General features: G+C 63.5%; 11 protein-coding genes and 2 tRNA genes. All 13 read left to right on the top strand.

Going from position 1 to position 14,566, the window contains the following annotated elements; genetic code table 11:
- Position 1: 1 nt before the first annotated feature.
- The 13 genes from nuoF to nusA all read left to right on the top strand — a co-directional run bounded on the left by nuoF (position 2) and on the right by nusA (position 14,541).
- Positions 2-1,342: an NADH-quinone oxidoreductase subunit NuoF gene (nuoF, locus tag K4043_RS05445; RefSeq protein ID WP_265308462.1), complete on the top strand. Its 1,341-nt coding sequence runs from the start codon at positions 2-4 to the stop codon at positions 1,340-1,342.
- Positions 1,339-3,573 carry an NADH-quinone oxidoreductase subunit NuoG gene (gene nuoG / locus K4043_RS05440; RefSeq protein ID WP_265308461.1) on the top strand — a complete coding sequence of 745 codons (2,235 nt, stop codon included), beginning with the start codon at positions 1,339-1,341 and terminating at the stop codon, positions 3,571-3,573. The genes nuoF and nuoG overlap by 4 nt, the downstream gene beginning before the upstream one ends.
- Complete coding sequence (gene nuoH / locus K4043_RS05435; RefSeq protein ID WP_102788058.1) at positions 3,570-4,661, top strand: NADH-quinone oxidoreductase subunit NuoH; 1,092 nt, start codon at positions 3,570-3,572, stop codon at positions 4,659-4,661. The genes nuoG and nuoH overlap by 4 nt, the downstream gene beginning before the upstream one ends.
- Positions 4,662-4,664: 3 nt before the next feature.
- Positions 4,665-5,153, top strand: coding sequence for an NADH-quinone oxidoreductase subunit NuoI (gene nuoI, locus K4043_RS05430; protein ID WP_121038409.1), 489 nt, complete (start codon positions 4,665-4,667; stop codon positions 5,151-5,153).
- A gap of 9 nt (positions 5,154-5,162) precedes the next feature.
- On the top strand, positions 5,163-5,819 hold the full coding sequence (locus K4043_RS05425; RefSeq protein WP_121041162.1) for an NADH-quinone oxidoreductase subunit J: 657 nt from the start codon (positions 5,163-5,165) through the stop codon (positions 5,817-5,819).
- Positions 5,816-6,121, top strand: coding sequence for an NADH-quinone oxidoreductase subunit NuoK (gene nuoK / locus K4043_RS05420; protein WP_019182685.1), 306 nt, complete (start codon positions 5,816-5,818; stop codon positions 6,119-6,121). Before K4043_RS05425 ends, nuoK begins: the two co-directional genes overlap by 4 nt.
- 7 nt (positions 6,122-6,128) lie before the next feature.
- Entirely contained in the window at positions 6,129-8,327 is a 2,199-nt protein-coding gene (gene nuoL, locus K4043_RS05415; RefSeq protein WP_265308459.1) for an NADH-quinone oxidoreductase subunit L, read from the top strand.
- 23 nt (positions 8,328-8,350) lie between these two features.
- The gene (locus K4043_RS05410) at positions 8,351-9,859 is read left to right on the top strand and encodes an NADH-quinone oxidoreductase subunit M (RefSeq protein ID WP_123730639.1); all 1,509 of its coding nucleotides are present in this window, start codon (positions 8,351-8,353) and stop codon (positions 9,857-9,859) included.
- 36 nt (positions 9,860-9,895) lie between these two features.
- The gene (nuoN, locus tag K4043_RS05405) at positions 9,896-11,356 is read left to right on the top strand and encodes an NADH-quinone oxidoreductase subunit NuoN (RefSeq protein ID WP_265308457.1); all 1,461 of its coding nucleotides are present in this window, start codon (positions 9,896-9,898) and stop codon (positions 11,354-11,356) included.
- A 121-nt stretch (positions 11,357-11,477) separates the two neighbouring features.
- Positions 11,478-11,554: transfer RNA gene (locus K4043_RS05400), tRNA-Met, on the top strand.
- A 188-nt stretch (positions 11,555-11,742) separates the two neighbouring features.
- Positions 11,743-11,819 (top strand) — tRNA-Met (locus K4043_RS05395).
- 615 nt (positions 11,820-12,434) lie between these two features.
- Entirely contained in the window at positions 12,435-13,025 is a 591-nt protein-coding gene (rimP, locus tag K4043_RS05390; RefSeq protein WP_123730641.1) for a ribosome maturation factor RimP, read from the top strand.
- 4 nt (positions 13,026-13,029) lie between these two features.
- The gene (nusA, locus tag K4043_RS05385) at positions 13,030-14,541 is read left to right on the top strand and encodes a transcription termination factor NusA (RefSeq protein ID WP_121038394.1); all 1,512 of its coding nucleotides are present in this window, start codon (positions 13,030-13,032) and stop codon (positions 14,539-14,541) included.
- Positions 14,542-14,566: the final 25 nt, after the last annotated feature.

The raw sequence follows: 14,566 nt of genomic DNA, 5'->3' as shown, positions 1-14,566 counted from the left end.
CATGGCACATCATCACGCACCCAGTGGTCCGGTCGGTCCCGCACCGTTGCCGCACCAGGTGGTCTACACCACCCTGCATTACGACACTCCGTGGTCGTATGAAAGCTACCTCAAGACCGGTGGCTACGCTGCCCTGCGCAAGATCCTCGAAGAGAAGATCTCGCCGGAGCAGGTCATCGAGATGGTCAAGCAGTCCAACCTGCGCGGCCGTGGCGGCGCGGGTTTCCCGACCGGCCTGAAGTGGTCCTTCATGCCCAAGGGCACCATGCAGAAGTACATCCTGTGCAACTCGGATGAATCCGAGCCGGGGACCTGCAAGGACCGCGACATCCTGCGTTACAACCCGCATTCGGTCGTGGAAGGCATGGCGATCGCCTGCTACGCCACCGGCTCGACCGTGGGTTACAACTATCTGCGTGGTGAGTTCCACCACGAGCCGTTCGAGAACTTCGAGCAGGCCCTGGCCGACGCGTACGCGCACGGCTGGCTGGGCAAGGACATCCTCGGCAGCGGCGTGGATATCGACATCTACGGTGCGCTGGGTGCCGGCGCGTACATCTGCGGCGAAGAAACCGCGCTGATGGAATCGCTGGAAGGCAAGAAGGGCCAGCCGCGCTACAAGCCGCCGTTCCCGGCCAACTTCGGCCTGTACGGCAAGCCGTCGACGATCAACAACACCGAGACCTATGCCTCGGTGCCGGCGATCATTCGCAACGGCCCGGAATGGTTCGCAGGCCTGAGCCTGACCAAGAACGGCGGTCCGAAGATTTTCTCGGTCTCCGGTTGCGTGCAGAAGGGCGGCAACTTCGAAGTGCCGCTGGGCACCACCTTCGACGACCTGCTGGAAATGGCCGGTGGTCTGAAGCCGGGCCGCACGCTCAAGGGCGCGGTCCCGGGCGGCGTTTCGATGCCGGTGCTGAAGGCCGAAGAGCTCAAGGGCCTGCAGATGGACTACGACACCCTGCGTGCCCTGGGCACCGGTCTGGGGTCGGGCGCCATCGTGGTGCTGGACGACAGCGTCTGCTGCGTCAAGTTCGCCTGCCGTATCAGCCAGTTCTTCCACAAGGAATCCTGCGGGCAGTGCACCCCGTGCCGTGAGGGCACCGGCTGGATGCACCGCGTGCTGGAGCGCATCGTCGCCGGCAAGGCCACGATGGAAGACCTGCATCAGTTGAAGACGGTGGCCGGCCAGATTGAAGGTCACACCATCTGCGCGTTCGGTGAAGCGGCGGCATGGCCCATCCAGGGCTTCCTGCGCCAGTTCTGGGACGAATTCGAGTACTACATCGTCAACGGTCATTCGATGGTTGACGGCAAGAAGGTGGAGGCAGCCGCCGCATGAGCGCGCAACCCGTAAACCCGAGCGTGCCACCGGATCATGTGACCGTCGAAATCGACGGCCAGTCCCTGGTCGTGCCCAAGGGCTCGATGATCATCCAGGCCGCCGACAAGGCGGGCATTCCGATCCCGCGCTTCTGCTACCACGAGAAGCTGCCGATCGCCGCCAACTGCCGCATGTGCCTGGTCGACGTGGAAAAGTCGCCCAAGCCGGCACCGGCCTGCGCCACGCCCGTCATGGATGGCATGAAGGTCGCCACCCGCAGTGAAAAGGCGCTGAAGTTCCAGCGCTCGGTGATGGAATTCCTGCTGATCAACCATCCGCTGGACTGCCCGATCTGCGATCAGGGCGGCGAGTGTGAGCTGCAGGACGTTTCGCTGGGCTATGGCCGTTCGGTCAGCCGCTTCAACGAGCGCAAGCGCGTGGTGCCCGACGAGGACATCGGTCCGCTGGTCGCCACCGAAATGACCCGCTGCATCCAGTGCACCCGCTGCGTCCGCTTCACCGCCGACGTTGCCGGTACCTATGAACTGGGTGGCATGTACCGCGGTGAGAACCTGCAGATCGGCACCTACGACGGCAAGCCGCTGACCACCGAGCTGTCCGGCAACGTGGTTGACGTCTGCCCGGTCGGTGCGCTGACCAACAAGGTGTTCCAGTTCCGCGCCCGTCCGTGGGAACTGACCGCACGCGAATCGCTGGGTTACCACGACGCGATGGGCTCGAACCTGTTCCTGCACGTGCGCCGCGGCGAAGTGCTGCGCGCGGTGCCGCGCGACAATGAAGCCGTGAACGAATGCTGGCTGTCCGATCGCGACCGCTATTCGCACCAGGGCCTGTACAGCGAAGACCGTGCGGTCAAGCCGCTGCGCAAGGTCAATGGCGAGTGGAAGGAAGTGAGCTGGGCGGAAGGCCTGGCCGCGGCCAAGGAGATCTTCGCTGCCAACCAGGGCGACGACCTCGGCGTGCTGGTGCACCCGTCGGCCTCGAACGAGGAGGGCGCACTGCTGGCCCGTCTCGCCGCCGGCCTGGGCACCACGAACATCGATCACCGCATCAACAACCGCGACTTCTCCGACGCCGCCACCGCCGAAGTCTTCGGCCTGCCGCTGGCCGAGATCGAAGGCGCGGACAGCATCGTCGTGCTCGGCAGCAACATCCGCCACGAGCTGCCGCTGCTGCATGCCCGCCTGCGCAAGGCGCAGACCACGCGCAACGCCAAGATCCACGCCGTCAACCCGGTGGACTTCGATTTCGCGTTCAAGCTGGCCAGCAAGCAGATCGTTGCCCCGTCGGCCTTCATCGACGCACTGGGCAACGCCGAGCTGCGTGATGCGGTCAAGGGCGCCAGCAACGCCGTGCTGATCGTCGGTGGCATCGCTGAAAACCACCCGCAGGCTGCCGCGATCCGCGCCGCCGCGCGTGATTTCGCCGCTGCAACCGGTGCCAAGCTGTGCCGCATCCCGCAGGGCGCCAATGCCGTGGGTCTGACCCGCGCCGGCGTGCTGCCTGCCGGCAAGGACGTCAACGCCATGCTGGCCCAGCCGCGCAAGGCCTATGCCATCTACGGCATCGAGCCGGGCCTGGACTTCGCCGACGCCGCCGCTGCCCGCAAGGCACTGGCCGGTGCCCAGGTGGTGGCCTTCAGCCAGTTCGCCTGTGCCTCCACCCGCGATGTCGCCGATGTGATCCTGCCGATCGGCGCGCTGCCGGAAGTGGATGCCACCCTGACCAACCTTGATGGTCGCGAGCAGTCGGCCCGTGCCGGCGGCAAGCTGCCGGGCGAGGCGCGTGAAGGCTGGCGTGTGCTGCGCGCACTGGGCGGCGAACTGTCGTTGGCCGGTTTCGAGTTCACCGACCTGGCCGGCCTGCGCGCCAGCCTGGCACCGGTCAGCGTCACCGTCTCGTCCTCGGCGGCAACGCCGGTGGCAGGTGAGGGCCTGGAAGTGACCTCGACCGCCGCGATCTACCGCACCGATGCGGTGGTCCGTCGCGCCCAGGCACTGCAGTCGCATCCGCTCAACACCGCCCCGCGCATCGTGCTCAACGCCGACGACGCTGCCCGCCTGCAGTTGGTGGAAGGCCAGATGGCCAAGGTCGGCACCGATGCCGGCCGCGCCACCCTGCCGGTGGTGGTCGACGCCCGCGTCGCCGCGGGTTCGGTCTGGATTGAATCGGGCCACGGTGCAACCGCACCGCTGGGTGCCGCACGCGTAACGGTGGTGGCTGCATGAACGAATTGCTGTTGAACGCGGTCGACCCGCTGCACCAGTGGCTGCTGTCACTGGGCGATATCGGCGCGCTGCTCTGGATCATCCTGAAGATCCTGGTGATCGCCATGCCGGTGATCATCTCGGTGGCCTTCTACGTGGTCTGGGAGCGCAAGCTGATCGGCTGGATGCACGTGCGTCATGGCCCGATGTATGTCGGCATGGGCATCTTCCAGGCCTTCGCCGACGTCTTCAAACTGCTGTTCAAGGAAATCATCCAGCCGAGCAGCTCGCACAAGGCGATGTTCATCCTTGCGCCGCTGATCACGCTGGGCCCTGCCTTCGCGGCCTGGTCGGTGATTCCCTTCGACGCGCAGATTGTGCTGTCCAACGCCAACGCCGGCCTGCTGTATCTGCTGGCGATGACCTCGCTGGGCGTGTACGGCATCATCCTGGCCGGTTGGGCGTCCAACTCGAAGTACGCGTTCCTGGGTGCCATGCGCGCCTCGGCGCAGATGATCAGCTACGAAATCGCGATGGGCTTCGCCCTGGTCGGCGTGATGATCGCCTCGGGCAGCCTCAATCTGAGCAACATCGTGATGGCGCAGGCGGGCAACTCCGGTCTGTTCGACTGGTTCCTGCTGCCGCTGTTCCCGTTGTTCATCGTGTACTGGGTGTCCGGCGTTGCCGAAACCAACCGCGCGCCGTTCGACGTCGTGGAAGGTGAATCGGAAATCGTGGCCGGCCACATGGTCGAATACTCCGGCGGTGCCTTCGCGCTGTTCTTCCTGGCCGAATACGCGAACATGATCCTGATCAGCTTCCTGATCTCGATCTTCTTCCTCGGTGGTTGGCTGAGCCCGCTCCAGGGGTGGATCACGGCAGACATCTCGCCGTGGATCGACTGGATCTGGAAGGGCGGCTGGCCGTGGCTGCTGCTGAAGGTCTTCTTCTTCGCCAGCTCCTACATCTGGTTCCGTGCCAGCTTCCCGCGCTTCCGTTACGACCAGATCATGCGTCTGGGCTGGAAGGTCTTCATCCCGCTCACCATCTTCTGGATTGCAGTGACGGCGTTGATGGTGTTTTACGGCGTGATCCAGAAGGGCGTCTAAGCGATGAACCGAATTACTCATTACTTCAAAAGCCTGCTGCTCCTTGAGCTGCTCGGTGGTCTGTGGCTGACCCTGAAGTACGCCTTCAAGCCGAAGTACACGATGATGTACCCGATGGAGAAGTTCCCGCAGTCGCCGCGTTTCCGCGGTCTGCATGCACTTCGCCGCTACCCCAACGGTGAGGAACGCTGCATCGCATGCAAACTGTGCGAAGCGGTGTGCCCGGCGCTGGCGATCACCATCGATTCGGCCAAGCGCGAGGACGGCACCCGCCGTACCACCCGTTACGACATCGATCTGTTCAAGTGCATCTTCTGCGGCTTCTGTGAAGAAAGCTGCCCGGTGGACTCGATCGTCGAGACCCATATTCTCGAGTACCACTTCGAGAACCGTGGCGAGAACATCGTTACCAAGCCGCAGCTGCTGGCCATCGGTGATCGGCTTGAAGCCGAGATCGCCGAGCGTCGCGCCGCCGATGCCGCTTTCCGCTGAGGTCGAATGATGGATTGGGTAAATATCAGTTTCTGGGTCTTCTCCATCGTGGCGGGCATTTCCGCTGCGGCGGTGATCAGCGTGCGCAATCCGGTCTATGCCGTGTTGTGCCTGATCCTGACCTTCTTCTCCGTGGCCTGCATCTGGATCCTGGTCGGGGCCGAGTTCCTCGGTGTCGCGCTGGTGCTGGTCTACGTCGGCGCGGTCATGGTGCTGTTCCTGTTCGTGGTGATGATGCTGGACATCGATCCCTCCAACCTGCGTGAGGGCTGGGTGCGTTACCTGCCGCTCGGCCTGGTGGTGGCGGTGACGATGCTCGTGCAGATGCTGGTGCTGATCGGCGTGAAGGGCAGGGCGGTCAATCCGTTCCCGGCCGACAACGCTGCCGCGCTGGCGGCTGACACCTCCAACATCACCTGGCTGGCCCGCAGCCTGTTCACCGAGTACCTGCTGCCGTTCGAGTTCGCCGCCGTCATCCTGACCGTGGCCGTGGTTGCCGCCGTGATGCTGACCCTGCGTCGCCGCACCGGTCTGAAGACCCAGAACCCGTCCGAGCAGACCATGGTCAAGGGCAGCGATCGCCTGCGCATCGTCAAGATGGATGTGGAGAAGCCGGTCGTGCACACCAACATCAAGCCGTCCAGCAACGAGGAGGCGCAGCCATGATCACGCTTGGCCACATTCTGGCGCTGGGTGCGGTGCTGTTCTGCATCAGCCTTGCCGGCATCTTCCTCAACCGCAAGAACATCATCGTGCTGTTGATGTCCATCGAGTTGATGCTGCTGTCGGTCAACATCAATTTCGTCGGGTTCTCGCGTGAGATGGGTGATACGGCCGGACAGCTGTTCGTCTTCTTCATCCTGACCGTGGCCGCGGCCGAGGCCGCCATCGGCCTCGCGATCCTGGTAACCCTGTTCCGTACTCGCCGCACCATCAATGTCGGCGAAGTCGATTCGCTGAAGGGCTGATCCGTAGATGGAAATCACTCTCTCCAAGAGTCTGTTGATCGCAGTGGTGCTCGCACCGCTGTTCGGCAGCATCATCGCCGGCCTGTTCGGTCGTCAGGTCGGTCGCGCTGGCGCGCAGGCGGTCACCATCCTCGGCGTGGCGGTCAGCTGCGTGCTGTCCAGCTATGTGCTGTACATGCTGCTGTGGGGCGGCGCCCAGCCGTTCAACCAGAACCTCTATACGTTCTTCGAAGTGGGTCAGTACTCGGCGCACGTCGGCTTCATGGTCGACAAGCTCACCGCGATGATGATGGTCGTGGTGACCTTCGTGTCCTTCCTGGTGCACGTGTACACCATCGGCTACATGCAGGATGACCCGGGTTACCAGCGGTTCTTCAGCTACATCTCGCTGTTCACCTTCTCGATGCTCACCCTGGTGATGAGCAACAACTTCCTGCAGCTGTTCTTCGGCTGGGAAGCGGTGGGCCTGGTTTCGTACCTGCTGATCGGCTTCTGGTTCAAGCGCCCGACCGCCATCTTCGCCAACATGAAGGCCTTCCTGGTCAACCGTGTCGGTGACTTCGGCTTCATCCTCGGCATCGCCGGTGTGCTGTGGGTGTTCGGCTCGCTGGATTACGCCACCGTGTTCGCCAATGCCCAGGTGCTGGGCCATCCGGATGCGCTGATCCAGATCTGGTCGGGCACGATCAACCTGTTCGGCACCTCCATCCCGGTGATGAGCGAGCCGGTGATCTGGTCGGTCGCCACCGTGATCTGCATCTGCCTGTTCATCGGTGCGATGGGCAAGTCGGCCCAGGTGCCGCTGCACGTCTGGCTGCCGGACTCGATGGAAGGCCCGACCCCGATCTCGGCCCTGATCCACGCCGCGACCATGGTCACTGCGGGCATCTTCATGGTCACCCGCATGTCGCCGCTGTTCGAGCTGTCGCAGACCGCGCTGAACTTCGTGCTGTTCATCGGTGCCACCACCGCGTTCTTCACCGGCCTGATCGGCATCGTGCAGAACGACATCAAGCGCGTCGTCGCGTACTCCACGCTGTCCCAGCTGGGTTACATGACCGTTGCCCTGGGTGTGTCGGCCTATTCGGCGGCCGTGTTCCACCTGATGACCCACGCCTTCTTCAAGGCGCTGCTGTTCCTCGGCGCGGGCTCGGTGATCATCGCCATGCACCACGAGCAGGACATGCGCAAGATGGGCGGCCTGCGCAAGTACATGCCGATCACCTTCATCACCATGTGGATCGGTACGCTGGCCCTGGTCGGTACCCCGTTCTTCTCCGGCTTCTACTCCAAGGACACCATCATCGAGGCCGCGCAGCACCACGCGCATGTGTCCTCGAGCTGGGTGGCGACCTACGGGTACTGGGCGGTGCTGGGTGGCGTGGTCGTGACCAGCTTCTACAGCTTCCGCCTGCTGTTCCTTACCTTCCATGGCAAGGAGCGCTTCCGCGATGCGCATGACGATCATGGCCATGGTCACGGCCATGACGATCACCACGCCGCTGACGCGCATGCCGCCGATGCCCACCATGGCGACGCGCATCATGACGATCATGGCCACGGCCATGGCGCGCATGAGCCGCACGAAACCCCGTGGGTGGTGACGCTGCCGCTGATCCTGCTGGCGATCCCCTCGATGGTCATCGGTTTCTTCAGCATCGGTCCGATGCTGTATGGCACCGACTGGGCCGGCCACCACGCCGAGACGGCCATCCCGGGCCAGACGCATTCGTTCTTCACCGGCATCGTTGATTTCTACGACCCGGCGCGCAACACCATCGGTGCGCTGGCCGAAGAGTTCCACGGCCCGGTGGCCTTCGCGATCCACGGCATGATGGCCCCGGCCTTCATCCTGACGGTGGTCGGCTTCCTGCTGGCGGCGCTGTTCTACCTGTGGAAGCCGGAACTGGCCGGCAAGGCCCGCAAGACCTTCGCGCCGATCGTGTCGGTGCTGGAGAACAAGTACGGCTTCGACAAGCTCTGGATCGGCGGTTTCGCCGGCGGCGGTATCAAGCTCGGCAAGGTTTCGCGCGCGATCGACACGAATGTGGTCGATGGTGTGGTGGTCAACGGTTCGGCGCGCCTGATCGATCTGGCGGCCAACCTGCTGCGTCGCACCCAATCCGGTTTCCTCTATCACTACGCCTTCGCGATGATCATCGGCCTGATTGCCCTTCTGGGCGTCCTGATGCATTACCTGCGTTGATGACCTGTACGGAATAAGAAGACGTGTCGAACTGGCCCCTACTTAGTGTTCTCATCTGGCTGCCGATCATCGGCGGTGCCTTGATCCTTGCCATCCGTGATGCCCAAACCGCCCGGTGGGCGTCCCTGGGCGTCGCGGTGCTGACCTTCCTGGCCAGCCTGTCGCTGCTCAGCGGCTACGACGTGGGGAACGACGCGCTGCAGTTCGTCGAGACCCGCGCCTGGATTCCTGCCTACGACATCGGCTACAACCTGGGCGTCGACGGCATCGCCATCGCGCTGATCCTGCTGACCACGCTGGTCTCGGTGCTGGCCCTGATCGGTGCCTGGAGCGCGATCGACAAGCGCGTGAACCAGTACGTGGCCGCCTTCCTGATCCTGGAAGGCGTCACGGTCGGCATCTTTGCTGCGACGGACGCGATGCTGTTCTACGTGTTCTTCGAAGCGATGCTGATCCCGATGTTCCTGATCATCGGTGTCTGGGGTGGCCCGCGCCGCATCTACGCCGCGCTGAAGTTCTTCCTGTACACCTTCCTCGGCTCGGTGCTGATGCTGGTGGCCCTGATCTACCTGTACCTGAAGGGCGGCAGCTTCCAGCTGGCCGACCTGTACCAGCTGCAGCTGTCGGGCAAGGAACAGACCTGGATATTCTTCGCATTCCTGATCGCGTTTGCGGTCAAGGTGCCGATGTTCCCGGTCCACACCTGGCTGCCGGACGCCCACGTCGAAGCGCCTACCGCCGGTTCGGTGATCCTGGCCGCGATCGCGCTGAAGATCGGTGGCTACGGCTTCCTGCGCTTCAACCTGCCGATCGTCCCGGATGCCTCGCAGGAATGGGCATGGCTGGTGATCACGCTGTCGCTGATCGCGGTGATCTACGTCGGCCTGGTCGCCCTGGTGCAGGACGACATGAAGAAGCTGATCGCCTATTCGTCGATCGCGCACATGGGCTTTGTGACCCTGGGTACCTTCATCGCTCTGTGGCTGGTGCGTGACGCCGGCAATCCGGATGCGGCCCGCCTGGGCCTGCAGGGTGCGATGGTGCAGATGGTCTCGCACGGCTTCGTGTCCGGCGCGATGTTCTCCTGCGTCGGCGTGCTGTATGACCGCATGCACAGCCGCCGCATCGCCGATTACGGCGGCGTGGTCAACGTCATGCCCTGGTTCGCCACCTTCGCCATGCTGTTCTTCATGGCCAATGCCGGCCTGCCGGGTACCAGCGGTTTCGTCGGTGAGTTCATGATCATCATGGCCAGCTTCCAGCGCAATCCGTGGCTGGCACTCGGCGCGGCGAGCACCCTGGTGATCACCGCGGCGTATACGCTGTGGCTGTACAAGCGCGTGTTCTTCGGTGAGGTGGCCAACGCCCATGTCGCCGAACTGAAGGACATCAACGGTCGCGAGTGGCTGGTGTTGGGTGTATTCGCCGTGGGCACCCTTGCCCTGGGCCTGTACCCCAAGCCGCTGACCGACCTGATGGAGCCCTCGATCGCGAAGCTGGCGATGCAGATCGCATCCAGCAAGCTGCTGTAATCGGGCCGTCGAGAGTATTGATTCCAGGATTTGATGATGACCACCTCGCCGCTGTTGCCACTGACCGCCGCTGACCTCCCGCCGCTCGCTCCCGAGCTGGTGCTGGTCGGCAGTGCGTTCGCCCTGTTGATGCTTGATCTTTTCATCAGTGAAAAGAACAAGATCTGGACCCACCTGTTCTCGGTCGCTGCGCTGGCGGTCGTGTTCTTCATGCTCGCCACCGGAGTGGGCGGGCAGGGCGAGGTCTTCCACGGCATGTTCGTCCGCGACACCGCGGCCGACGTGATGAAGACCGTGATCGTGCTGTGCAGCGGCCTGACCCTGATCTACGGCTGGAGCTACCTGCGCGAGCGCAAGCTCTACCAGGGCGAGATCCCGGTGCTGATCCTGTTCGCCACCGCGGGCATGATGATCCTGGTCTCGGCCGGCAGCCTGCTGATGGTCTACCTCGGCCTGGAACTGCTGGCGCTGTGCTCCTACGCACTGGTCGCCAGCAACCGTGAAAACGGCCTGGCTTCGGAAGCGGCGATGAAGTACATCGTGCTCGGCTCGCTTGCGTCGGGCCTGCTGCTGTACGGCATGTCGCTGATCTACGGCGCCACCGGCTCGCTGCACCTGGACGCCATCAACGCCGCCATTCCGCATACCGAAGAGAAGATGCTGCTGTTGACCGGCGCGGTGTTCATGATCGCCGGCGTGGCCTTCAAGCTGGGTGCCGCCCCGTTCCACATGTGGCTGCCCGACGTCTACCAGGGTGCCCCGGCACCGGTCGCGCTGTTCATCAGCTCGGCCCCGAAGCTGGCGGCGTTCGGCATGGCCTACCGCCTGCTGGAAATGGGCGTGGGTCCGCTGGCCGACGAGTGGAAGTACCTGATCGGTGGTCTGGCCGCACTGTCGCTGGTGATCGGCAACCTGATGGCGATCGCGCAGACCAACCTCAAGCGCATGCTCGCGTACTCCACCGTGTCGCACATCGGCTTCCTGCTGATGGGCATCGCCGGTGGCGGCGAGCGGGGCTACTCGGCGGCGCTGTTCTACGCGCTCAGCTACGCGATCATGTCCACCGCCGGCTTCGGCGCGATCATCGCGCTGTCGCGCAACGGCTTTGAAGCGGAAAAGATCGAAGACTTCAAGGGTCTGAATGCCCGCAACCCGTGGATGGCCGGCCTCGTGCTGTGCATCATGGCGTCGATGGCAGGCATCCCGCCGTTCCTGGGTTTCTGGACCAAGCTGGCCGTGCTGGGCGCCGCGATCAACGGTGGCATGCTGTGGCTGGCCATCCTGGGCGTGCTCTGCGCCGTGGTGGGTTGCTTCTACTACCTGCGTGTCATCAAGGTCATGTACTTCGATGAGCCGGTGGGCGAGCCGCTGCCGGCCAACAACGACCGCGTGCTCGGCGTGGTGCTGGGCGTGAATGCCCTGGCGCTGCTGGCCCTGGGCGTGGCGTGGAACCCGATCATGGTGTGGTGCCAGCAGGCGTTTGCACATATTTCGTAAAAAACGATACAAACGTGCGCAACTCGTGTAATATTCATCTCCTGAGTTGTTGATGCAGCGGTTTCGCCAGAACATCGTTGCTAGGAAGTCCGCCGGGTCTTCCGCACTCATCCGCTTCTGCTGCGGGGTGGAGCAGTCTGGCAGCTCGTCGGGCTCATAACCCGAAGGTCGCAGGTTCAAATCCTGCCCCCGCTACCATATAGCTCCGGTGCAAACCGGAGGCAGTGGACGAATCAAGCGATACCGGAGGCGGTGTCGCTTTTTTCGTTTCGGCGTCTGGCTCGCCTTGGTTGTTTGGCTTTGGCTTTGGCTCAAGGGCTGTTGCACAGCCGATGTTTCAAAGGGGTTGCACGGGAACTCAAACTCCCTTACAATTCCGCTTCTGCTGCGGGGTGGAGCAGTCTGGCAGCTCGTCGGGCTCATAACCCGAAGGTCGCAGGTTCAAATCCTGCCCCCGCTACCACAGAAAATCTGCAGTGCAGATGCAGTAGACGAAAAGGCGATCTCGGCAACGAGGTCGCTTTTTTCGTTGTGTCATCGCCTGAAATGTTGCCCGCCTTTGCTTGCGACTTCAGTGACTGGCCAGCCATTTCCGTAGGCAGCGGTGTGGGCAGGTTGGCGGGACCATTGGGGCGACATGGATGTCGCCCATGAGCCCCCATGGACGGGTTCACGGCGCGTCCCGCGGACCTGCCTGCACCGATGCCCTGGACGAAAGCCCAAACAGCCGGCTTCGGCCGTTCAGCTTTCCGAATACAGGCACCACAAACCACCCCAGCCATTGCACCAGCGCGGTGCAACGGCTATGATCAGTGGCTTAGCGGACTGTCTACTCATATCCTGTCAACGGAAATGAACAGGCCCCGCAACCGGCTTCCAGGAACGGCAACCTGTACCCAGGCCGCCGTGACCCCCGGAACGCTGGGCTCGCAGGAACGCACCACGTGCGCATCTGCACCGGAATCCAGCATGACCGGAGTTGTACCGGACAGGGGCCCAACGGGCCCTTTGTTGTTTCCGGAAGGTGGTCCATGCAACGGACCAGACCCGTATCTCTTTCAACGAATCAAGGCCGACTGTGAGCGACAAGGCAACCGAAATCGCGAATCTGCTCGCCCCCACCGTTCAGTCGCTGGGTCTCGAGCTGCTGGGCGTGGAATATCTGACCGCCCCGGGTGGTGCCACGCTGCGTTTGTACATCGACGTGCCGCTGGCCGAACAGCCCGAGCGCATCGTCAACATCGACGACTGCGAACGCGTCAGCCGCGAAGTGTCCGCCCAGCTGGACGTCGAGGACCCGATCACGGCGAACTACACGCTGGAAGTGTCTTCGCCCGGCGTGGACCGCCCGCTGTTCACCGGCGACCAGTTCGAGCGCGCCATCGGCGAATCGGCCAAGGTGACGCTGAGCCTGCCGCAGGATGGCCGCCGCCGTCTGCAGGGCGAGATCCTCGCCGTGGATATCGAACAAGGCACGGTCACCTTCAAGGTCGACAATGCCCCGTTTACCGCCGACATCGACAACATCGACAAGGCACGCATCATGCCGGACTGGGCCGCCCTCGGCCTGGCTCCGACCAAACCGACTGGCCCGGCACCCAAACAGGGTGGCAAGGCGAACAAGAAACCATCCAACGAGCAGGCGGCCAAAAAGCCGCGGGCGGAGTGAGCCAATGAGCAAGGAACTTTTGCTGGTAGTGGATGCGGTCGCCAACGAAAAAGGCGTCCCGCGCGAAGTCATCTTCGATGCCATCGAGGCAGCGTTGGCTTCGGCTGCCAAAAAGCGTTACCCGGAAGAAGAAGTGCTGGCCCGTGTGTCGATCGACCACAAGGACGGCAACTACGAAACCTTCCGCCGCTGGGAAGTGGTGGCCGATGACGTGGTCATGGAGTCCCCGGACCGCCAGATCCGTCTGATGGACGCCATCGATGAAGCTGACGGCGTGGAAGTCGGCGACTACATCGAAGAGCAGATCGAAAACCCGGACTTCGGCCGCATCGCCGCACAGGCCGCCAAGCAGGTGATCGTCCAGCGCGTGCGCGAGGCCGAGCGTCAGCAGGTGGTCGATGCGTGGAAGGATCGCGTCGGCGAACTGGTCACCGGTGTGGTCAAGCGCGCCGAGCGCGGCAACATCTATGTGGACCTGGGCGGCAACGCCGAGGCCTTCATTCCGAAGGACAAGGGCATTCCGCGCGACGTACTGCGCGCTGGCGACCGCGTGCGCGGTTACCTGGCCGAAGTCCGTTCGGAACCGCGTGGCCCGCAGCTGTTCATCAGCCGCGCCGCCCCGGAATTCATGATCGAACTGTTCAAGCTCGAAGTGCCGGAAGTCGGCCAGGGCCTGGTCGAGATCAAGGCCTGTGCACGTGATCCGGGCGACCGCGCCAAGATCGCCGTGCTGGCCCACGATTCGCGTACCGATCCGATCGGTGCCTGCATCGGCATGCGCGGTTCGCGCGTGCAGGCCGTGTCCAACGAGCTCAATGGCGAGCGCGTGGACATCGTGCTGTGGAACGAGAACCCCGCCAACTTCGTCATCAACGCGATGGCGCCGGCGGAAGTGCAGTCGATCATCGTCGATGAAGAAAAGCACTCGATGGACCTGGCCGTGGCGGAAGAGCGCCTGGCCCAGGCGATCGGCAAGGGCGGGCAGAACGTCCGTCTTGCCAGCCGCCTGACCGGTTGGCAGCTCAATGTGATGACCCAGGACCAGGTGACCGCCAAGTCCGAGGCAGAGCAGGGCGTTGCCCGTCAGCTGTTCATGGACAAGCTGGAAGTGGATGAAGAAATCGCCGCCATCCTGGTGACCGAAGGCTTCAACACCGTGGAAGAAATCGCCTACGTCCCGGTCGGCGAACTGCTGGCCGTGGAAGGCTTCGACGAAGACATCGTCGAAGAGCTGCGTGCCCGTGCCCGCGATGCGCTGCTCAACGAAGCGCTCGCGGTGGAAGAAGGTCTGGAAGACGGCTCGCCGTCGGAAGACCTGCTCGCCCTGGAAGGCATGGACGAGGCAACTGCCTACGCCCTGGCCGGTCACGGCGTGCGTACCAGTGAGGACCTGTCGGACCTGGCCGCCGACGAGATCCTCGAGTTCGGCATCGAGGACATGGACCAGGAGCGCGCCGCCGCCCTGATCCTTGCCGCCCGAGCCGAGGAGATCGCCCGCCTGGAGCGCGGCGAATGAGCCAGCGATGAACAGTGCCCTGACC

It is taken from the genome of Stenotrophomonas sp. SRS1 (genome assembly GCF_026130205.1).
In the GTDB taxonomy this organism is placed as follows: Bacteria; Pseudomonadota; Gammaproteobacteria; order Xanthomonadales; family Xanthomonadaceae; genus Stenotrophomonas; species Stenotrophomonas rhizophila_B.
Note: the sequence above shows the minus strand (reverse complement) of the source record. Positions and strands in the feature narration are given on the sequence as shown.

Excerpts from the sequence above, each read along its gene's own strand:
- nuoF (WP_265308462.1), top strand. The coding sequence starts at position 2 with ATGGCACATCATCACGCACCCAGTGGTCCGGTCGGTCCCGCACCGTTG.
- nuoH (WP_102788058.1), top strand. The coding sequence starts at position 3,570 with ATGAACGAATTGCTGTTGAACGCGGTCGACCCGCTGCACCAGTGGCTG.
- nuoI (WP_121038409.1), top strand. The coding sequence starts at position 4,665 with ATGAACCGAATTACTCATTACTTCAAAAGCCTGCTGCTCCTTGAGCTG.
- nuoK (WP_019182685.1), top strand. The coding sequence starts at position 5,816 with ATGATCACGCTTGGCCACATTCTGGCGCTGGGTGCGGTGCTGTTCTGC.
- K4043_RS05425 (WP_121041162.1), top strand. The coding sequence starts at position 5,163 with ATGGATTGGGTAAATATCAGTTTCTGGGTCTTCTCCATCGTGGCGGGC.
- nuoG (WP_265308461.1), top strand. The coding sequence starts at position 1,339 with ATGAGCGCGCAACCCGTAAACCCGAGCGTGCCACCGGATCATGTGACC.
- nuoN (WP_265308457.1), top strand. The coding sequence starts at position 9,896 with ATGACCACCTCGCCGCTGTTGCCACTGACCGCCGCTGACCTCCCGCCG.
- nuoL (WP_265308459.1), top strand. The coding sequence starts at position 6,129 with ATGGAAATCACTCTCTCCAAGAGTCTGTTGATCGCAGTGGTGCTCGCA.
- nusA (WP_121038394.1), top strand. The coding sequence starts at position 13,030 with ATGAGCAAGGAACTTTTGCTGGTAGTGGATGCGGTCGCCAACGAAAAA.